Annotated in this window: 17 protein-coding genes; 7 read left to right on the top strand and 10 right to left on the bottom strand. The window is 34.2% G+C overall.

The features are described 5' to 3' along the window. Window positions 1–81: 81 nt before the first annotated feature. Both ACJJVI_RS10410 and ACJJVI_RS10415 read right to left on the bottom strand, forming a co-directional pair. Window positions 82–507 carry an arsenate reductase family protein gene (locus ACJJVI_RS10410; protein ID WP_405351815.1) on the bottom strand — a complete coding sequence of 142 codons (426 nt, stop codon included), beginning with the start codon at window positions 505–507 and terminating at the stop codon, window positions 82–84. Window positions 508–511: 4 nt separating this feature from the next. Then, a complete protein-coding gene (locus ACJJVI_RS10415) occupies window positions 512–817 on the bottom strand; it encodes an HPF/RaiA family ribosome-associated protein (RefSeq protein ID WP_036585168.1) in 306 nt (101 codons plus the stop codon). Window positions 818–1,033: 216 nt separating this feature from the next. On the opposite strand from ACJJVI_RS10415, the gene ACJJVI_RS10420 reads away from it, so the two are divergent. Beyond that, window positions 1,034–2,902, top strand: a complete 1,869-nt coding sequence (locus ACJJVI_RS10420) for a T9SS type B sorting domain-containing protein (RefSeq protein WP_405351817.1) — start codon at window positions 1,034–1,036, stop codon at window positions 2,900–2,902. Window positions 2,903–3,023: 121 nt separating this feature from the next. Here ACJJVI_RS10420 and ACJJVI_RS10425 read toward each other — a convergent pair whose 3' ends face one another. Genes ACJJVI_RS10425 through ACJJVI_RS10435 form a run of 3 tightly spaced genes read right to left on the bottom strand, consistent with a single transcriptional unit; the run spans window position 3,024 to window position 11,112 of the window. Then, window positions 3,024–4,907, bottom strand: a complete 1,884-nt coding sequence (locus ACJJVI_RS10425; protein ID WP_405351819.1) for an OmpA family protein — start codon at window positions 4,905–4,907, stop codon at window positions 3,024–3,026. 20 nt (window positions 4,908–4,927) lie between these two features. Further along, a complete protein-coding gene (locus ACJJVI_RS10430) occupies window positions 4,928–5,878 on the bottom strand; it encodes a type IX secretion system membrane protein PorP/SprF (RefSeq protein WP_042271977.1) in 951 nt (316 codons plus the stop codon). A gap of 20 nt (window positions 5,879–5,898) precedes the next feature. Then, window positions 5,899–11,112 carry a gliding motility-associated C-terminal domain-containing protein gene (locus ACJJVI_RS10435; RefSeq protein WP_405351821.1) on the bottom strand — a complete coding sequence of 1,738 codons (5,214 nt, stop codon included), beginning with the start codon at window positions 11,110–11,112 and terminating at the stop codon, window positions 5,899–5,901. A gap of 319 nt (window positions 11,113–11,431) precedes the next feature. Here ACJJVI_RS10435 and ACJJVI_RS10440 point away from each other — a divergent pair, with 319 nt between their 5' ends. Continuing rightward, window positions 11,432–11,998, top strand: a complete 567-nt coding sequence (locus ACJJVI_RS10440) for a DUF4251 domain-containing protein (protein WP_405351823.1) — start codon at window positions 11,432–11,434, stop codon at window positions 11,996–11,998. Window positions 11,999–12,436: 438 nt separating this feature from the next. Here ACJJVI_RS10440 and ACJJVI_RS10445 read toward each other — a convergent pair whose 3' ends face one another. The 5 genes from ACJJVI_RS10445 to nfsB all read right to left on the bottom strand — a co-directional run bounded on the left by ACJJVI_RS10445 (window position 12,437) and on the right by nfsB (window position 16,900). Next, window positions 12,437–13,237 carry an SDR family NAD(P)-dependent oxidoreductase gene (locus ACJJVI_RS10445; protein WP_405351825.1) on the bottom strand — a complete coding sequence of 267 codons (801 nt, stop codon included), beginning with the start codon at window positions 13,235–13,237 and terminating at the stop codon, window positions 12,437–12,439. 116 nt (window positions 13,238–13,353) lie between these two features. Continuing rightward, complete coding sequence (locus ACJJVI_RS10450) at window positions 13,354–14,316, bottom strand: 2OG-Fe(II) oxygenase (RefSeq protein ID WP_405351827.1); 963 nt, start codon at window positions 14,314–14,316, stop codon at window positions 13,354–13,356. A 125-nt stretch (window positions 14,317–14,441) separates the two neighbouring features. Next, on the bottom strand, window positions 14,442–15,302 hold the full coding sequence (locus ACJJVI_RS10455; RefSeq protein ID WP_405351829.1) for an AraC family transcriptional regulator: 861 nt from the start codon (window positions 15,300–15,302) through the stop codon (window positions 14,442–14,444). Window positions 15,303–15,379: 77 nt separating this feature from the next. Further along, a complete protein-coding gene (locus ACJJVI_RS10460; protein ID WP_405351831.1) occupies window positions 15,380–16,213 on the bottom strand; it encodes a DUF4437 domain-containing protein in 834 nt (277 codons plus the stop codon). Between the two features lie 27 nt (window positions 16,214–16,240). Next, window positions 16,241–16,900 carry an oxygen-insensitive NAD(P)H nitroreductase gene (nfsB, locus tag ACJJVI_RS10465; protein ID WP_397299699.1) on the bottom strand — a complete coding sequence of 220 codons (660 nt, stop codon included), beginning with the start codon at window positions 16,898–16,900 and terminating at the stop codon, window positions 16,241–16,243. Window positions 16,901–17,327: 427 nt separating this feature from the next. Between nfsB and ACJJVI_RS10470 the strand changes: the two genes are divergently transcribed. From ACJJVI_RS10470 to ACJJVI_RS10490, 5 genes are all read left to right on the top strand, one after another. Further along, window positions 17,328–17,960, top strand: coding sequence for a thiamine phosphate synthase (locus ACJJVI_RS10470; protein ID WP_405351834.1), 633 nt, complete (start codon window positions 17,328–17,330; stop codon window positions 17,958–17,960). Between the two features lie 62 nt (window positions 17,961–18,022). Next, window positions 18,023–18,628 (top strand): hypothetical protein, encoded by a 606-nt coding sequence (locus ACJJVI_RS10475; protein ID WP_405351836.1) that lies wholly within the window; start codon window positions 18,023–18,025, stop codon window positions 18,626–18,628. A 164-nt stretch (window positions 18,629–18,792) separates the two neighbouring features. Beyond that, entirely contained in the window at window positions 18,793–19,230 is a 438-nt protein-coding gene (locus ACJJVI_RS10480; protein ID WP_405351838.1) for a TlpA family protein disulfide reductase, read from the top strand. A 196-nt stretch (window positions 19,231–19,426) separates the two neighbouring features. After that, window positions 19,427–19,993, top strand: coding sequence for a DUF4494 domain-containing protein (locus tag ACJJVI_RS10485; RefSeq protein WP_036579147.1), 567 nt, complete (start codon window positions 19,427–19,429; stop codon window positions 19,991–19,993). A 238-nt stretch (window positions 19,994–20,231) separates the two neighbouring features. Further along, window positions 20,232–21,482 (top strand): mechanosensitive ion channel family protein, encoded by a 1,251-nt coding sequence (locus ACJJVI_RS10490; protein WP_405351840.1) that lies wholly within the window; start codon window positions 20,232–20,234, stop codon window positions 21,480–21,482. Window positions 21,483–21,576: the final 94 nt, after the last annotated feature.

Consider the following 21,576-nt stretch of genomic DNA (forward strand, 5'->3'; position numbering starts at 1 on the left):
AATATCAAAGTTAATACAGTTACATGTAAAAAGGCTTTGATTTATGCAAATCAAAGCCTTTTTTAAAATTATGATTATTAATTAATAATCGTTTTCTTTTCCTATTTCTGTTTTATCAATTCCTATGCTGTCAGGGTCATGAAACCTAGTTACTTCGCTGTAATTCTTAATGATTTTAGCGGTATCATCTTTCACCATAATAGGGAAGATGAGCATCTCGGGATCGTTTTGTAAAATCTTTATAGTATCGTCTGCACTAAGTTCTTTTTCCTTACCATATCGATTCTCAAAGGCAGAATGATCTGTATCAATCAGTCCATGTACGGTTATAGAAAGTTTTTCAGCTACTTCTGCCCATACGGTACCTGTTACTTTTGTTTTGCTAATGTCCACGGCATGATAATCCTTTTCTGCACTTTTAGTATAAGCATAGATTTCCTTGTGATTCTTTATCTCAGAATTATAAAAAAGGATTAATAAGTTTTCTTTGGTATTGAGTACTGACATCTGATTAGGCATGGTCTATAAGTTCTGATTTACGTTTCTCACACTGCGTTTTTAATTGATTCACTACTTTAGAAACAGCATCGTTAAAATTAGATTGTGATTCTTCTGCAAATAATCTAGGACCTGGTGCGCTTAGCCTTATTTCTGCAATCATTCCAGATTCTTTACTTTCCGTATTTTCTACTCTGTAAAAAACATCTGCTCTGGTTACCCAGCTATATCGATCTGCAATAACTTGCAATTTTTCTTTAGTAAAATTTTCTAGCTCTGTACTTCCAGAGACATGCTGATAATTGAATTGGATTTGCATATTATTTTTTTATTGAAGTTACATTCAATATCTGATTATTACATGTGCTTTCATAAAGCTTTAACGTGTTATTAGTAAGAAATTATGAGATTTACAGACGTATTCATAAATTTATACCAATTCTATTAAAGATGTATTGTTTTGTTATTCTGTTTTCTATGATTAATCTTTGATTATGTTGGGCAATCATATAAAATTCTACCGTATATTTTCAGTATGATAAATAGGATTACTCTAACCTTACTGGCTTTATTGAGTTACGCTTTCGCGAAAGCGCAATTACAATTCTGTGATGGAATATTAGGTCCAGCCATATTTACAGAAGATTTTGGGTCAGGCACAAATAATGGTCCATCACTTTCTAATGCAGTAACTTCATATCAATATGTAAATGCTGCACCGCAAGATGGTGAATACACTATTTCTAGTGACTCTGGTCAATTGGGTAGTTGGTTTTCTTTCCCTGATCATACAGGTAATAATGATGGTAAAATGCTTATTGTTAATGCTGGTTTTAATGCTGGTCAGTTTTATAGAACGCCTATAAATGGATTGTGTGAAAACACACCTTATGAATTTAGTGCATGGATTATGAATGTACTCGATGGCGTACAAAATGTGTGTGGTAATACAGAAATACCGATACAAGTGCGTTTTGAAATATGGGATGCTACAGACACAATTTTATTAGCAAATGGTACCATGAGTCCTAAATTTGCAGATCAACGTCCTACATGGATTAAATATGGTTTAAAATTTACCACAAGCACTGGACAGAACGGTGTTGTTCTTAAAATGATTAATGTAGGTGCTGGCGGCTGTGGTAATGATCTCGCCATTGATGATATAAGTTTTAATGTATGCGGTGATGATGTTTTAGTAACGACGATTACTGGCGAAACTGTAGTAACAAAATGTGAAAATGATCCTGCACAAAGTTTACAACTTAATGCAACTGTTCAAAACGGCGCTCCATCTTTAACAGCATATCAATGGCAGCAAAGTGCTGATGGAAGTAACTTTACAGATATAGTAGGTGAGAACAGCTTTTCGTTTACCACACCACCATTAAATTCTACAACTTATTATAGAGTTAAAATAGCAGGCGCACCTGCAAACCTTACTAATTCTAGTTGTTATTCTTTTTCACAAATTTTTGAATTTAGAAATGTCGTAGTTCCACTAGCCGTTCCTAGACAAAGTCCATATATATCTTGTGATGGCGAACTGGTCGATTTAATAGTAGATGTTTCTCCTGGTACAACGGCATACTGGTATGAGAACGCAACAGGTGGTAATTCTATACATGATGATTCTTTAGACTACACCACGCAAATCGATGGCACTTACTGGGTTGAAACAGAAGATATTGTTTCCGGTTGTATCAGTAATTCTAGAGTACCTGTTAATTTTATAAATCGATCTTCACCCATTGTAAATAGCGAAGACTTTTTACTATGTCCTGAAGAAATAGCTTTACTAAACACTCAATTTCCAAATGGTTTTTATAGATGGAGTAGTGGGGAAACTACAGATCGTATTAGTGTAGATGTTGCTGGCATTTATACGTGTGAGGTAACTAACCTAGAAGGATGCACTAGTACCGCAATATTTCAAGTAGAATATATTGAAACACCTATAATAGCTGGTGTTGAAGTTAATAATGATGAGCTAAATATTATCACAGAAAACACGGGTGATTTTCAATATAGTATCAATGGTTTAGATTATTATAATAGTTCTATATTTAATATTAGTGGTTTGCTACAGGTTAATGTGAGAGTAAAGGATAGAACTGGTTGTGAGGTTTCATTTTTTACTTATAACCGTATAAAAATCCCTCAATTTTTCACACCTAATGATGATGGATATCACGATACATGGGACATTAATAATATAGAAGCTTTTCCAGGAGCTATATTAGAGATTTTTGATCGACATGGAAAACTACTTAAGCAAATTAACAATCTTGTAGTAGGTTGGGATGGGATGTATGATAATCAACCGTTACCTAGCAGTGATTACTGGTATAAACTACATTATAACAATCAGGTGCTAACGGGACATGTTACTTTAAAGAGATAATGGGTTAGTGGTTGGTAGGTATTCCGCTTTCGCGAAAGCGGATTAATCTAAATTTTATGATATAAAAAAATCCCAATAAGCAAAGGCCTATTGGGATTTTTATCAGTAATCATAAAGATGATTACTGAACAATTTTAAACTCACATCGTCTATTGATCTCATATTCTTTATCAGTACAAATACCTTCTTGGATGCAATTATTAAGTGGTTGCATTTCTCCATAACCTATACTTCTAAGTCTACGTCTTTCTACACCTTTGCTTACCAAGTATTCAAGCGTTGACGCAGCACGTTTCTTAGATAATTCAAGATTGTATGCACTAGGTCCACGTACATCGGTGTGCGCAGATACTTCAATATACATCGCTGGATATTTCTTCATGATATCTACTAACTCATCAAGAGTATGTGCCGCTTCAGGCTTGATAATAGCCTCATCAAAATCAAAGAATATCTGATCTAGTTCTACCTGCACATCACCTTTACGATCTGGTTTAATTGTAGCTTCAGCATCTTGATAGGATAATAAGGTTAAGTAAATATCATGACTTATGCGGCCATTTCTGTCTGTTGAAAATTGAACATCTTGAGGAATGTATAATTTACGCGTACCTCTTAAGGTATATTTTTTATTAGGTTCTAATTTAAAGAAGTATGTAGCGTCATCACCTACAATCATATCATCGATTAGAATTTCGCGTTCGTCAAGCAATGATACTAGTGATCCTGGCAATAATTTATTAGAAATACTGTCTTTAACGATACCTTTTACCGCATATTTAGTAAGAACATTTTCTTCTCTCGTTGTTCTGTATAGTTTATCAATACCAGTTCTGTTAGACGAGAAATATGCTTTATTAAGGTTTTCATTTATGATAAATGCAAAATCATCTCTCGAACTATTAATAGTAGTTCCCAAATTGATAGGTGTGGTAAATTCACCGTTTACCATATCACTTCTATGTATATCTAATCCACCAACACCTTGTTTACCATTAGTAGAAAAATATAAGGTATTAATATCACTGATATAAGGAAATTGATCAAGATGTTGTGTATTAATTTCCTTTCCTAAGTTTACTGGTTCACCGTATGTTCCATCACTATTGACGCTAACTTTGTATAAGTCAAATTCTCCATATCCACCAGGCATATCACTTGAAAAATATAAAGTAGAACCGTCTTTACTAATTGCAGGATGTTGAACACTATACATATCATTATTAAAGGAAAGAGCTTGTACATTGGTCCATATACCATCTACTAATTCTGCCTTATAGATTTTCATATTAGAAACTGGTATGTCATTAATTTTAACACGTTTCTCATTATTTCTATTAAAGTACATTACAGTACCGTTTTCAGTAAAAACGGCATTGCTCTCATGTAAGTCTGTATTAATATCAGAGAATGGCACAATGGATTTAAGAGCTCCATCTCGTTCTAGAGTTGCCTTATACAAATCCAGATATGGTAATCCATTCCATGCATATACAGGTCTTTCCATATTGCGGGAAGAGGCAAAAACCACTTCAGTATCGTTTAAGAAACTCATTCCAAAATCGCTGTTAGATCCTTCATTACGTATAGTAGCTACAGTAAAATTATGTGGTGTACTTTTCTCTAATTCTTTTAAAAACTCTTTTGTATCCCAATCTTTACCTTGATAATAGAGTAAATAACTATCTGCTTTATCATAATCTTTAAGAGCTAGAAGAGATTGAGCATATCGATAGATCCTATTATAATCTGTTATTTGTCCATTATTATCTTCAATAGAAGAGTAGGTGAAAGCAGCCTGTGCCATATCACCAGTGTAGTAATAACAATCACCTAATTTCTTAAGAACTTCTTCCGTTTGTTTGAGGTTCTTATAGTTTTCAATTGCTTCTTTATAAGCTTGATTTTTGAAAAGCCTATTGGTCTTTTTTAAGCTCAAATTTTGTGCTCCAACAAGGCTAGTGGAGCATAAAATAATCAGTATAGAGGTTATGATTAATCTCATAATAGTAGATATAATATTTTTTAAAAGAATCTAGGTGAGCGGTCATAACCACTTTTCCAGAATTTTGATTTTACATTGAAGAGTAACATGATTTCATGCGAACCTGTGTTGTAGTTACCTAAATTATTAACCGTATAATCATAAGCATATCCAATTCTCAAATTAGGTGCTACTCTATAATTGACTAATCCGCTTAAAGCATCTCCAAAACGATATGCTAGACCAGCTTCAAATTTCTCATTAAATAAAACATTTGCTGTCAGGTCTAAACTAAGAGGAGACCCTTTAACACCTTTTACCATAAATGCCGGTTTAAACTTCAAATCATTATTAATGTCAAAGACATAACCACCAGTTAAAAAGAAATGAATGTCTTGAACACCTGTGGATTGGATTCCATTTTCATTCTCTAGATGGGTTGTTGTCAATAAATTAGGAGCAGATAGACCGACGTAATATTTATCAGTAAAGTAAAAGGCACCTAGACCTACATTAGGAAAGGTTTGAGTTACGTTTTCATTGAATGCTACGTCTGTATCTACACCACCAGACTGTAAATTAAATCCATTAAAGTTGGCATCAAATAATGTAACACCAGCTTTTATCCCTAAAGATAATTTTGCCTCTTCTGAAACTGGTAAAATGTACGCAAAATCAGCATAAATGTTATTTTCAGTAACAACATTACCGATATCATCATTTGTAAATGAAAGGCCTAATTCAATGCGCTCACTTACTGGATAATGTACAAATAAGGAGGCTGTTTTAGGAGCACCTTCTAATCCTACCCATTGAGTACGGTATAAAGCTCCTATGTTTAATTCGGACTTATTACCAGTAGCATAAGCTGGATTGATGATGTTTTGGTTGTACATATACTGCGTGAACTGTGGATCTTGTTGTGCAGTACTATTCCACGCAGTACATAATGCTACTGCTAGGAATATATATATTGTATAAATGTTTTTCATGTTTGTTTTCTTTCTAACCACTATCGGCTTAGGTAAAGTCTTCCTTGTTCAGGCTTTGTGCTTCCGTCATTAAAATTTAAAATGTAGAAATATACTCCTACAGGCAGTTCACCATCACTTAAAAGGGCTTTTTGATTAGCAAAACCATTAAATCTTGGAGTGCTGTTAGTTCCTTCATAAACTAGATTTCCATATCTGTTATAGATTTCCATTTTAAAGTTTGGATATAAAAAGCCTAAGTTTTCGACATCAAAAGTGTCGTTTACACCATCATTATTAGGTGAAAAACCATCAGGGACTATTACTTTACCACATGCCGTTAAATCTGTTGTCACGGCTAATCTTACATTACTCTCACATCCGGTAACAGAATCAATAAGAGCAGCATAATACGTAGTTCCATTAACTAAAATCGTTGATAAAGAAAGTGCCGTAGAACTATCAACAGCATCATACCAGACCACATTAGAGCTAATCATATCGTATTCGTTAATGTTGACAATCAAGTTTTCTAAGGTTGGACTATCATTGATACAGAATAAGTTTCCATCTATAGATAGAGTAGGAGTAGGTGCATCACCAACTACTACTGAAACTTGAGCTCTTACACTAGATTCACATCCTGTAGCATTCGTCTGAGTTGCATAATATGTAGTTCCATCTATTAGCAAGTCTGCATCTGCCAATGGAGTTGTACTATCGATAGAATTATACCAAGTAATCATTGTACCATTCACAGCAGCATCTAAATCCATTACCATGGCATCATCAGTGGCACAAAATTCAAGGGTAGCATTTACAACCGTTGGAGCAGCACTATCATCGACTTGTATTACGATTTGCGATGTAGCATCAGCACTACATGGTGTTGTAGCGGCAACAGTGTAAACATATACACCTGCGGTATCTACGGACGGATCAAAAATATTTCCACCACCGTTTAACATAGGCAACCATGTTCCGGTTGAATCAGGAGTACCACCTAATTGCGTTAATAAATCAATGGGCGCATCAATCACACAGATATCTAATGTACTATCTAAACCAGCGTTAGGCGCTGTAGTCAGATTAACAGTAATTGTAGCTGTATCTGTATTGCAATCATTCATCACTGTATATTGATAAGAACCTGCGCTATCTACTAAAGGATCAAAAACACCTGTAGTACTATTTAACATAGGAGTCCAAGTACCTCCTATATCAGCACTTCCAAGTAAAGTAAATAAGTCAATCATTCCATTATCATTACACAAATCTATAGATGTACTACTACCTGCTGTTACTGGTGATTGTACAACAATAGTTACGACAGTAGAACTATCTGCACACGGAGCATTTCCAGTAATTGCATATTCAAAATCATAACTTCCATCAACAACCATAGAAGCATTAAACAAATTACCAGTTAAAGCACCAGTTCCATCTGTATCTAACCAAATTCCACCATTATCTTGTGAACCATCCAACGCTGAGAATAAATCTACTGCTGTCACATCACTACATACGGTTAATGGTACAACAATTCCAGTATTAGGTGTATTAGAAATAGTAACAACTACAGCTACCGCAACCGAGGATTCACAATTTGTAAGTCCATCTATTTGAGTCGCATAATAGTCTTCTCCATCAATAAGTGCATCCGTAGAATTTGATAACATCGTTAGTGCCGCATCTTCATACCATTGAATATTATTTCCAGTCGCGACTAAATCTGCTACTGTAGCATTGTCGCAAAAATCTTGATTCATAGAAGCACTAGGTGCTGCTATGTCATTTAAAGTTATAGTAACAGTAACAGAATCACTTGCACAAGTTCCTAAGGCTGGAACAGTATATGTAAAATCATAAGATCCAGTTGACAAAAGTGTCAGGTCCACATTTGAACCTGATAAAACTCCAGTAGTATCATCGTCATTCCATGCTCCACCAGCATCATTACCAGTTAGTTGATTAAACAAGTCTAACGTTTGTCCTGTAGTTATGTCACTAATGCAAATATCAAAATTAGTTGCTGTTCCAGCTTCAGGAGCTATCTCTACAGTCACAGGAACTATTGATGTAGAGGTACAATTACCATTAACTACTGTATAGCTAAAATTATAAGTTCCTATTGCAAGTAAGGTTAAATCTACATTTGCAGCAGTTAAAGCACCAGTAGCGTTATCATCATTCCAATTACCACCTATATCTTCACCTGTCAACTGACCAAATAAGTCTAAAGGAGAGTTTGCTGCCAAATCGGTTTCACAAACAAGAAAAGGTGTCACTGTGCCTGAGTTTGCCAACTCATAAATTACAACCGTTACCGTTACATCAACATCAGTACAAGTTCCTATGGCTGGAACATTATAAGTGAAATTAAAGGTTCCGTTTCCTAGTGTTGTTAAGTCAATAGGATTTGTTACTGCTGTTCCTGTTGAAGAGTTTCCAGCATACCATGTACCGTTTGTATCTTGAGATCCATCTAGTAAATTGAATAAATCATATGGCGAGTTAGCCGCTACTTGATCTTCACAAATCTCAAATGGCGTTCCTACATAATTACCCGATTCTGGTGCTGGCTCTATAGTTATAGCAACTGTTGAGCTATTCATACATCCATTAACATCTGTTATAGAATAAGAAAAGTTATAAGTACCTACAGCAAATCCAGTGATATCGACAGTACTACCTGTTAAGGCACCAGTTGCATTATCATCAGACCATGTTCCTCCTGCGTCCTGACCTGTTAATTGATTAAATAAATCAACAGGAGAATTAGCTGCTAGATCATTGATACATACTGAAAGTGGAGTAGGAACTCCTGTATCTGGTAGTGGATTAATAATAACCGTTACGGTTACATCAACATCAGTACAAGTTCCTATGGCTGGAACATTATAAGTGAAATTAAAGGTTCCGTTTCCTAGTGTTGTTAAGTCAATAGGATTTGTTACTGCTGTTCCTGTTGAAGAGTTTCCAGCATACCATGTACCGTTTGTATCTTGAGATCCATCTAGTAAATTGAATAAATCATATGGCGAGTTAGCCGCTACTTGATCTTCACAAATCTCAAATGGCGTTCCTACATAATTACCCGATTCTGGTGCTGGCTCTATAGTTATAGCAACTGTTGAGCTATTCATACATCCATTAACATCTGTTATAGAATAAGAAAAGTTATAAGTACCTACAGCAAATCCAGTGATATCGACAGTACTACCTGTTAAGGCACCAGTTGCATTATCATCAGACCATGTTCCTCCTGCGTCCTGACCTGTTAATTGATTAAATAAATCAACAGGAGAATTAGCTGCTAGATCATTGATACATACTGAAAGTGGAGTAGGAACTCCTGTATCTGGTAGTGGATTAATAATAACCGTTACCGTTACATCAACATCAGTACAAGTTCCTATGGCTGGAACATTATAAGTGAAATTAAAGGTTCCGTTTCCTAGTGTTGTTAAGTCAATAGGATTTGTTACTGCTGTTCCTGTTGAAGAATTCCCAGCATACCATGTACCGTTTGTATCTTGAGTTCCATCTAGTAAATTGAATAAATCATATGGAGAGTTAGCTGCTACTTGATCTTCACAAATCTCAAATGGTGTTCCTATATAATTACCAGACTCTGGTGCTGGTAAAATAGTAATAACAATCGATTCTGTATCTGTACAAGAACCGTTATCAATCGTATAAGTATAATTATAAGGACTTCCTGCAACAGTTAAACCAGTTATGTCAATAGGGTTGGCTACTACAGAGTTTGAAGCATCCATCCATGTTCCTAGGTTATTGTCTTGTGTTCCATCTAATGAACTAAATAAATCATATGGTGAATTAGTTACTAAATCATTCTCACAAAACTCAGTTGCGATTGCGGTTCCTGCATTAGGATCTTGAAGAACCGTAACTTGAACCGTTGTAGATTCTTCTGGACATGGATTAGGGCTTAGGTTTTGACTATAAGTAAAAGCATACGTACCAGGCATTAATCCAGTAAAATCAAATGGTGAATTGATAACTGGCGAAGCGCTTGTAGAACCTTGTGTCCATGTACCACCAGCATCTTCATTGTCTAATAATAAAAATAAATCATAAGCAGTAGGAGCTTGTGACTCACAAAAATTAAGAGGAACGATTGCAGATGCTATTCCTGATGATAAAACATCATTAATAACAATGACTATCGTTGTGTTTTCATCTGGACATGCACCTGGTCCAGGAACAGTATAGACATAATTATATGTTCCCGCAATTAGAGTACTAATATTAGTTGTTCCTTGATTACCATTTGTTATAGTAGTAGGACCAGACCACGTACCTGATGTATCTGGCATACCCGTTAATAGAGGAAATAAATCAAAATCTGAAGCTGGTAAACTATCAACACAATACTCTATCGTGTCTCCTATACCAGGATTTGCAGGGTCATCAATTTGAACCGTTACCGCAACGACATCACTTTCACAAAAGAAATTATCTGCTTGTATGTAATATGTTTCACCATCTATTAATGGAGTCGTAAGCTGTAATGCTGGCGGAATAGGATTATTTGCTATATCAACATCACTATACCAATTAAAATTATCTGTAGTTCCAGGATTCAAATCGGCAACAGTAGGATTGGTATCACTACAAAATTCTTGAGTTAAAGGTGGAGTAGGAGCATTAGGGGAAGGAAATACAGCAGTACTACCAGATTCTATCTGTCCTTTACAACCTGTAGCATCTACAAAAACTATAAAATAGTTTGCATTTCCAGATAAAGCGCTCGATGGACTAACCATCATTGTCAATGCAAAGTCTGAATAAACTTCAACGCTACCACCAGCAGGTATATTAACCGCAAGAGCAGTGTCTATGTAACTTTGTACGGTAGGCGTTTCATTAGAACAAAAAATAGCATCTAGACTTTGTCCACTAGGATCTACAGTAAAATCAATGACTAATGGTGATCTAGTACCACAAGCACCTGTAGTATCACCAGCATAGTATGTTCCTTGTCGAACTAGTTGTGTTTGTGGTATTGCACTACCACCAGTAGGATTTAAGAACCAACGTACAGCATTTGGTCCTGATGTTACAAATGCATCTAAATCATTAAAGGTAAGTTGAGAAGCATCACAAATCACTTGAGGTGAAATCGGTACTGTTGGGCATTGTGCCTGTATGCTTAAAAAAGGTAGACCTAAAAGTGCAATGAACAGCAATTTTCTTTTGGTCCAGCTAGTGAGTAAGTTTTTTTTCATAAAAAATAGTCATCTATTATTCAACTTGCAAAAATAAGTTGTCGGTAAACCCTTTAATAGTAAGAGATGTATAGAGTTATTAAAAGTTCATTAACAATCGTTAAATCACCTGAATATCGGTTAATATGGATTATAGCTATTCATTTGGTCGTCTTTTTCTGAATCAATGAGGCAATTTCCTTAAAGAAAAGATTGTATTTAATTCTGATGCTGTATTTTTATAAGGTAAATTTTATATACGCTTTCGCGAAAGCGTAATTATAAGGTCCATGTTGCAATTACCTTTTAGAGCGTACTATTTTATATCAACTAATTTTAAATGAAACATATAACAATAGCCATTCTTGTAGTATTAACATTAATAGGTTGTAAGTCAAACCTTAATAGTGCAGAGATTGCACAACAAAACCAACAGCTTGAACAGATAGCGGTTAAGGTAAAACAAGACGATTTTCAAATTGTGATGAATACTGCTTATCCACTAGCAACTAATGCTGTGACTAATGTTCTTAACGGTATTTTAATTCCTAACGGCGATAGTGCAAACCGTATTGATTTATCTGATCGAGATGATTATATCGAGTTAGGAAACAAATCTGTAAAAGGTGAATTATCATATTATGGAGAACGACGCATATCATCAGGTTATGGAAATCAAGATACTGGAATCGAATTTAATGGCATACCGACCAACTATACACAATATATCGATTATAAAAAAGGCTTAGTACGAGTTGAATATCAAATCAGCAATCAGGCAGAATCATTTGACATTACCATTGAAATATTTACAAACCGCAAGGCAAATATAAATGTGAGCAGTTCACATCGTTCTAATATCAGATATACTGGTGTAATGGAGCAGATTAAAGAATTACCATTATAGAATGATACTATATCAGTTTGAATTTATTATCCATAATCATATAAAAGATTTGAAAGCTCTTTTAAAAGAGTAGTATTATTCACAAATATTCTATTTGACATAATATAAATTATAGAACAAAAGGATAGTTTAGTTCATAAGAGCACTTTATCCATTTGACAGCTATAATGTAGTATTATGAAAAGTATACCTGAAGTATACTTTTTATAAGAATACTTGGAACTTGGGATTCATTACTACTTTAATTAAAAATCGCGTATTCGATAAAATGTACGTGATAAAAAATTTTAGACGATTCTCGTGGATTGTCACAAGATCATTAATTTTAAAAAAAATAAAATTCTTTTACTTGTTTGTTAAAGAACATCAATTGATCATTAATTAAGGTTTGATAATTAAGTATTTTGAATATTGTTGTAACCAATCTAAAAAACTACATTAATTGCCTCTAATTATTTCATTAGTAAGATTCAATAAAATATTAATTTTCTCTTGATTAGTAGAATCCGGATGAGCCATGGCAAAACTTCCTTTATCATTGTCAAAATATTTTCCAGAATCATTTTTAAATTCCTCTGATAAAGCTAAATTGAACAATATATTAGCACCTTTATCTGCTGGAGACCAATGTTGTCCATACGCTTCTTTGACCATTTTTGTATTTAATAAAGATCCTGGGTTTACGGCTATGGTCGTAATATTAGGATGCTGTTTTGCAAAATGAAAACTCCACATCGTTAAAGCTAATTTACTTTGTGCATAAGCATCGCTTGCGTTAATAGCTACAGCTCCTGTAAGAACACCTTTTTTAACTGTAGATTGTGCTGCAGAACTTAAATTGATAACTCTAGTTTCTGAACCTTTTTCTAATACTGAAATAATGCTTTCTGTCAATATATAAGGTGCCAAGTAATTTACTGCCATTCTAATATCTAAACCATCTTTGGTTTTATCTGAAGCTGTTTTAAATATTCCGGCGTTATTGATAATTATATCTAATTTTTCAACTTCATTTTTGATATTTTCTGCCATTTGTTTTACAGCATTTAGATCTGAAAAATCCGCTACAAAACCTTTGATGTTTTCGTTGTTTGAAGCCTCTTGTATTTCATTAATCACTGTATTTAACTTGTCTTCACTCCTACCATGAAGAAATAATTTGTGTCCTTCTTTGGCTAGTTTTAAGGCTGTAAGTTTCCCTATGCCGTCGGTACTTCCTGTTATTAATATAGTTTTCATTTATTTATTTATTTTTTAATGAATTGTCAGTTCGAGAGATATTCTCGATACTTTTTCTTCAGAATATCTTTTTGAGAACAATCACTCGAACTTACATTTCAATTATTTTCTCATTTTTAAAACGGTGCAACAGTATCTTTAGGACCATCTGGCAAACTCCATCGTTGTCGAGCCGTAACGCTTTCTAAAGCAACATCCTTGATAGAATTACTGCTAGTATTTCCATAACTACTTGTGCTTCCACGTGGTATTTCCATATTATCGCCATATAGCCAAACCACTAAATTACTGCGTTGTCCGCTTGTAATTGGGTGCGTTGCATGTGGCACATTACCTCTATGGATGATAGCTTTACCTGGTTCAAAAATAGCTTGTATTGTTTTTCTTGAAGCTTTATCATAAAAATCAACTTCAGATCCTGTAAATACTTCATCAGGTAAATTAATATTAATATTTAAAGTAGCTGCTGAAGCATCGGTATGTGCATGTAAATCCTTGTCCTTATCTGGATTATATTGAATTGAAAAACCAAAAGTTTGGTTATCGTAACCATAAGTACCAAGTAATAAACGTGCAATTGGACGCATAAAACGATCCATCATGTCGTTATAAAAGGCTTGGAAACTTGGTGCAGCTAAATGACCTTCAGAACGTGGATCTAGCATCAAACCATATCGGTTTAACTGTATACCGTAAGGTGCACGTTTTGGCACTCTTGAGTTTGCAACAGCTTCTAAATAAGTCCGGAAATCTGCTAAGCGTTCCACATCAAAAAACTGTGCAACATAAACACCAGGAATAATTTCTTCCCATAAATCGGCTACAGCATTTTCTTTTTCTGGGTTTTCCCAAGCGTCATTTATTGCTTTACGCAATTTTGGATCAAGTAGTGTTTCATCAGGAACTAGTAAATCGTCTTTGTTTTCTATTTCCCACTCTGCCCAAGCTTCTTCAAGTAATCTTCGGTTATTATTCCAAAATTGAGAAACAGAAGGGTCGCGTCGTAATGATAATTCTCGTGATGGTACTTCTAGAGCTCTAGCTTCTGCAAGTGCATTTGTATGTTCCATTGTTTTCATAATATCTATTTTAAGAATAGCTATTGCTATTGTTTTTATCTGTAACAAAATTAAGCACGTACAACTGCTTGCCTTTGGTACAAAAACCAGAGGTATTAGTAAAAAATAAGGTTTCTGGTAAAGACTTAGACCAGATTGGCCTTAAATGCACTTAGACTAATGCCACGATAGGTTTTAAAGATTTTGTTTAAGTGGCTAGAATCTGTAAAACCGAGTTCTGCAGCAATTTCGGAATCTTGTGCATCGGTATACTTTAATCGGGTTTCTACCAATTTTAATTTGTAGTTGATAATGTACTTTTTTAGTGACACATCCGTATGTTTTTTGAAGTACTCACTGATATAATTATCGGCCATATGAAACTCATTGGCCAAACGTTTAGTAGTTAACAAATCAGTATTATAAATGTTGGAATGAATGTAATTAATGATTTGCTGGATTTTGGAGGACTTAACTTCCTTTACTTCAGAAGCGTTTAAATATTGAATATTACGTGCAATTAAATGCAGAATTACGGACAATGAATTTTGAATGATAAAAATATCGTGGGATGTTTTATTTAAATACTCGGCAGCAACCATATTTGTAAGCGATATAAGATGCGCTCTATCCAAAGCCGTTTCAAACTGCATTTCTCTTAATTGATGGCTTTCACTGTTCAAGATTTCTTCGATTTTACGAAACCAATCGTTTACCGGAAGTCCTTGGCTTACCGTACTGGTATTTCTAAAAAAACTTTTTAAGAATTTAATAGCAATGGTACTTGAAGGTGTTTTAGCTTCTACGATGTAAGTGTCATCTGGGATAAATACAAAGACACTACCGGAAGTATAACTAATGGTTTTTCCATTTATTTTTATACTGCCACTACCCTTCTCAAAATATAAGATTTCAAAAAAACGAATATTGGTATACTCACAAAATGAAAAGAAAGTTTGGTCTTTATATTGTTGTATAACGATATTTTCTAAAATAGTTCTTGCCATTCTTTAAAAATTAAAACAAAAAAGGGGAAATACCTAATAGTAATCCCCATCATTCCATTTCATAACAATTCTTATGGTTATTTCACCTTAAAATCCCCATTACTACGGATGTATATGACCGTTTCTACATCAGTTTTTATAAGAGGTGTAGCTTTTTCTTCTGCACCAAAATAAGAACCTGGTTCCAATATATTTTCATCATCTTTTCTAGAAAATTGATGAGTGACTTCCCCAGAAATAAGCACAGCTCTAAAATTTGTACTTAAATTTTTAATCTTTCCCTTAAAACCAGCTGGTAATTTTATTAAAGTAGCTCGTAATTGATTTTTTTCATGACTTCCCCATAAAAAAGCGGTTTCTACATTACTTTTTTCAGAAACCCATTCGATATCGTTGGCATTTAACCACACTAGATTGGATTCATCGACATTAATAGGTCTTTCACCATTATCGAAAGCTTCCGATGTAGGTTGTACTAAGTATGGTCCTTCTTGAATATCTAGAAAAGCCATATTATCTTCACCATCAGCAGCTGTAATATGCGCCTCTCCTGCCGGTTGTTGCCAGTAAGAACCTGCTGGTAGCCATTGTTTCTCGGCATTTTCATCATCATTATGCAATAAACCTTTAATGACTACACCACGATACGTGATATTGTGAATATGTGGCGGCGAGGAAAATCCTTTATTGAATTTCACTAGAAAACCTGCTGGTTCGTTTTTGGTCCTGTCTCCCCAAAGTTTTCCAGCTGCAGGACTTTTATCGCCTCGTAACGGATTTAACCAACCCCATTCAACATTATCTGCAGTGACTACTTCGTTTATAGACTTAATATCGTCTGTTGTTGGCGTTTGTGCTTCAGCAAATGCTGTTATCACAAATACTAATAGTATTAAAATATACTTTCTCATCATATTAAGCTTAAATTTAAACACTAATTAAAGCACCGTAAAAATTTCACTTTCAGGTAATCTTGATTTTGGTGTTTTATCTGTAGTATTAAAATCAGATTCGGCTCTATATCCTATAGAAACAGCTACTAAAGCGGTAAAACCTTTCTCTCTTAACCCGAATTCTTCATCTAATGCCTTTACATCTATACCTTCCATTGGAGTAGCATCAATACCTAAACTAGCAACACCTAATAAAAAGCTTCCTATGTTTAAGTAAACTTGTTTTTCCATCCAGTGTTGTTGATCTTTTAAATCATACTTGTGAATACCTGCAAAAGCTTTAACAGCTCCTAGAAAACCGTTTTTTATGTCTTCATTTGGAAACCTACCATTTTTATCTTCAGTGTCTGCAATATGTTGGTAATACTCGTCATCTGCATCCGTTTTAACACAAAATAAAACTACAGCTGAAGCATTAGTGATTTTAGGCTCATTAAAATGAAAGAAACCTTGTGCTCCTTTTGCCATACGTGTTTTTCCTTCTTCAGTTTCAGCAATTATAAAATGCCAAGGTTGAAGATTTACGCTTGATGGACTCATCCTTAGCAAGTTTTTAACCTCTGACATATCTGATTCAGATATTTTCTTAGTTACATCGTATTCCTTAGTTGTGTATCTCCAGTTTAATATTTCTTTTAAATTCATCTGTTATTTTTTAATTGATTAAAATCATACTATCAAAAGTATAGTGACAAAAGTATGTATAGTATACTTTGCACACAATAACGGTCATAAATGATAGTACCTTTTTAATAATCACAATACAACACAAATAATTAATAATCAATGTTTTAAGATTAAATTAAAATTTTCATAAAAGCCAGATGACGTACTTTATATAGTATAAACTAAGGATTTTACCCACCATTTTCTGATAGTTACAAACGATGAATCCATCTTCTTTTAATTAATATAATAGTACTGGTTTATCGATTCTTTGTCTATTTTTTGAAGCTATTATCTCTAGTCAACGCTTTCTATAATCCCATATTATTGATATACTTTTGAGGATTGATTTTAAATCGATATTTATCAATATTATAATGATATTCCTTATACTCAGATTCTAAAAATGATACCTAAACTTCATTACATATCACAAGCAGCAACCGCCGCACTTCACCTAGAAAACATTCAAAAAGCCTGTAGTTCAGGAGCTGAGCTAATACAACTGGATCTCGAACACATTTTAGAAAATGAACGAATGACACTAGCCACAGAGGTTCTTAAAATCACCTCTCATTTTCAAACTAGATTAATCATCAGGTCCCATTATAAAATTGCTGTAGAACTTAAGTTAGATGGTGTCTATCTATTGCCTAGTGACTCCAGCCCTACTCATGTACGCGAGCAATTGCATAGCTGGCAATCCATTGGTGCCGCAGCACATCATCTGCAAGACTGCGAGGATTTAAAAAATAGCGATGTAGATTATATTGTACTAGGTCCATTTAAAAATTCAACAAATGATTCTATAAAAGCTTTAGATCTCACAGCTTATTCAGTACTCATAGAAACATTAAAAACAGAGACACCACTACTCGCTTATGGCGACATCACAACGGCCGATGTAAATAGCTTACTAGATACAGGTATCTCTGGACTTGTTGTATCAGAAGCCATACAACAAGATTTTAATAGCATTAAAACCTTTAATCAACTTCTAGGAGCCTCATCAACCGGTGAGATGCGACATACTTTTTAATGAAATAGCTATAGATCAATTGATATTATGATTTTATTTAACTTGCGGTAAAACCAAGCTTCATGAAAAAAATTACTTTTATTATAGGAATCATCATACTTTGTGTAGCATGTTCTTCTTCAAAAATGACGACTTCAAAATGGTTAGCAGACGATTTTAATAATCAACCTACAGATAAAGTACTAATCTATGCCAGTACACCAGATATCGTTTTACAAAAAGAATTTGAAAATGAGACAGCACAGGTTTTATCAGATCTAGATATTACTACCTTTAAAATGCATGATACCTTTCCTGACGTGACCTATAAAGAAGAGAGAACACAAGAAGAAATTGCCGCTTTTCTAAAACATTGTAAAGAAAAGCAAATCAACAAAATACTTTTTGCCTCAAAAAAGTCCCAAACTGTAGATACTGTAATGAGTAAATCCTTGCATAATTATATGAACGATTTACATGCCTTAAGTATAGAAGGTTATGATGACGATCTAGAGTATGAGACCGATCAAGTTACGACCTATGTTATTGAGGCAGCAGTTTATGATATCAACAAAACGTCAAAAGATGCGCCCGTAGCTACTACTAGCATCACTGCCATGAATCCAAAGTCTTTAGACCATATCAAAACTCGTTTACTTAAATCAATAAAGCAAATCTTTAAAAAATAATCCTTGATCATTTATAACTATAAATGTTTTTAGGACGTTTCCCTATTGGGTCAGGCTTTTCACTATATCTTTTGCTCCATCGCAAAAGGATGCCGTTACAATCCTTAACGCAGCACAAACGTCTTTTTAAAGTAACCTATTATCATCATCATTAAAATTAAAAGATGTATTCTTCTATCACATCCATAGACGTTAAAGATCTAGATTTAAATCAAGTAGACTTGATACAACAGCACTCTGGTAAGGTGCAATTATTACTTATTTATAATAATGACTGTCTAGGCTGTACTGGACGTGCCATACCACTCGCCTATGAATTCCAATTACAATATCCAGACATAGAAGTAGCTGCTATACACAGTGACTTTACAAATCGCGAAGGCACAAAAGAGAATATTAAAGCTATTTTTACCAGTGGTGAGATCCCATTTCCTATTTACATCGACCAGCATCATCAGGTATATGACCAGTTTAAAGCAGAAGGTACACCACAATGGTTACTCATCACCGCAACAGGTGAGCTTTACCGTTCTATCTTCGGTTCTCAAGATAATGCTAAGAATCGATTGTTTTATGCGCTAGAAAGTTTAGTAAATGCATAATTCCAATGTTTTTTATGATTCTCTTTTCGCATAAGCGAGATTATTGCAATCCATTATTTAAAAAAAAATAAATCTCCTAAACCACTAGGATTAAACCACCTAAAAACGACCACTTCAAATTGTGAATATCTATTCGGTTTTTTGAAGATTTGAGTTGTTGTGCTAGGGTATATTTGGCACCCTAAAAACAAAAAAGATGAGCGCAACCTGGTACGAATGTAAAGTGAAATATAGAAAATTTGATGAAGCGTCAGGCACACAAAAAATTAAAACAGAACCGTTTCTAGTAGATGCCATTTCTTATACAGAGGCAGAAAGTAGAATCACTCAAGAAATGGCAGCTTACTTGCCAGAAAGTGAAGAGATTAAAATCACTAATATAAAAGTGGCAAATTTTGCCGAAATCCATCCGTTTGAGAATACTGATCGATGGTTTAAATCACGTGTGTCCCTAATCGCGTTTGATGAAGAAAGTGGTAAAGAACGTAAGACCAACCTGTATCTATTAGTACAGGCAAACGATGTAAAAGAGGCATATGATAATACCGTGAGTACCATGAAGGATACCATGGGAGAATATACCATACCTGCCATTACAGAATCACCTATTATGGATGTATTTCCATATTTTACGGGTGAAGATGAAGATATGGAACGTTTAAAAGCTTTTGTAGCTCTTAAAGATTCAGTACCGGCAAATCACGCTATGGATGAAGATCTAGAAATGGCAGATGTTCTCGCTACTGCAGACGAAGAGGAGTAATATTTTTTATAGTTTTATAAAAGCCCAACAATCATCGATGATTGTTGGGCTTTTAAGTTTTCTAACCATAAGCTCCTACCCTTTTTCTAGGCTAATGGAGTGCTTAAAGATTCCATAATCCACTAGATTTCATAAAGATTGTTAAACAGACTTTTATTGATTTATTGATGGTTAATTTTACAGCCTGTTAGCTTGATCAAATCATTGATACACAGTACAAGATTAAAACGGTACAACTATGAGTATGAAACACTTTATATATGATTATCTAGTAGAGACTGGTATGACTGCAGTGTATGCTAAGTATTTAAATATGCTCATTCTTCTTGTAGCTTTACTGGTCATTGCATTTTTAGTGGATTATATCATTAAAAAGATATTTATAAAGCTGTTCACACAGTTTACGGTAAAGACCAAGACTAATTTTGACAATTTTTTAGTTTCTAATAAAGTACCTCAAAACATAGCGCATATCATTCCACTTATTTTTGGACTTGAGTTTATTCCTATTGTTTTTCAGGACTTTCCTTATTTTGAAAACATGGTAGAAAAAGGCTTTAAAGTTTTTGCTATCATATTGACATTATGGATTGTACGCAGTTTATTAAACGCGCTTAAAGATTATTTTAAAACCTTACCTCGATTAAGAGATAAGCCCATAGACAGCTATATACAGGTGTTTATGATCTTTGCTTGGGCACTGGGATTATTATCTGCGTTTGCTATTATAACCAGTGTTGAGTTTATTAAATTCTTTACCACTCTAGGTGCTGCATCTGCTATTATTATTTTGGTCTTTAGAGATACTATTTTAGGATTTGTGGCAAGTATACAAGTCTCTATTAACGATATGGTGCGTATAGGTGACTGGATCACCTTTGAAAAATATGGTGCAGATGGCGACGTGATAGAAATTAACTTATCAACCGTTAAGGTTCAAAACTTTGATAAAACTATTACCACAATACCTACTTATGCGTTAATATCAGACTCTTTTAAAAACTGGCGTGGTATGGAAGTGTCTGATGGTAGACGTATTAAAAGAGCCTTAAACATTAAATTAGATAGCGTTAGTTATTTGACTAAAGATGAAGTAGATACCTTAAAAGATATAAGCTTGATATCGAGTTATCTAGAGACTCGACAATCAGACATAGACAGTTATAATAGTGAGCAAAATATCAATAAAGACGTCTTGTTAAATGGCCGCAACCTGACTAATATCGGTGTATTTAGAAAGTACCTTGAAACCTATATTGAACAACACAGTGGTGTAAATAAAGACATGATGATCATGGTACGACAGCTCGCTCCTACTGCCCACGGAATTCCTATAGAAATCTATGCCTTTAGTAGTGATAAGAGATGGAAAAATTATGAATATATCATGGCAGATATATTTGACCACACGATTGCAGCTGTTCCTTATTTCAATCTTGAGATTTTTGAGTATCCTAGTAATTCAAGTTTTAAGGATATTATGGCATAACTGGACTATGAATTACGCTTTCGCGAAAGCGTAATTATATCATCACACAGCATTATACCGAGCTAGTATTTGACTCTATTAGTAAATCGTTGAT

It is taken from the genome of Nonlabens sp. Asnod3-H03 (genome assembly GCF_045063665.1).
Lineage (GTDB): Bacteria > Bacteroidota > Bacteroidia > Flavobacteriales > Flavobacteriaceae > Nonlabens > Nonlabens ulvanivorans.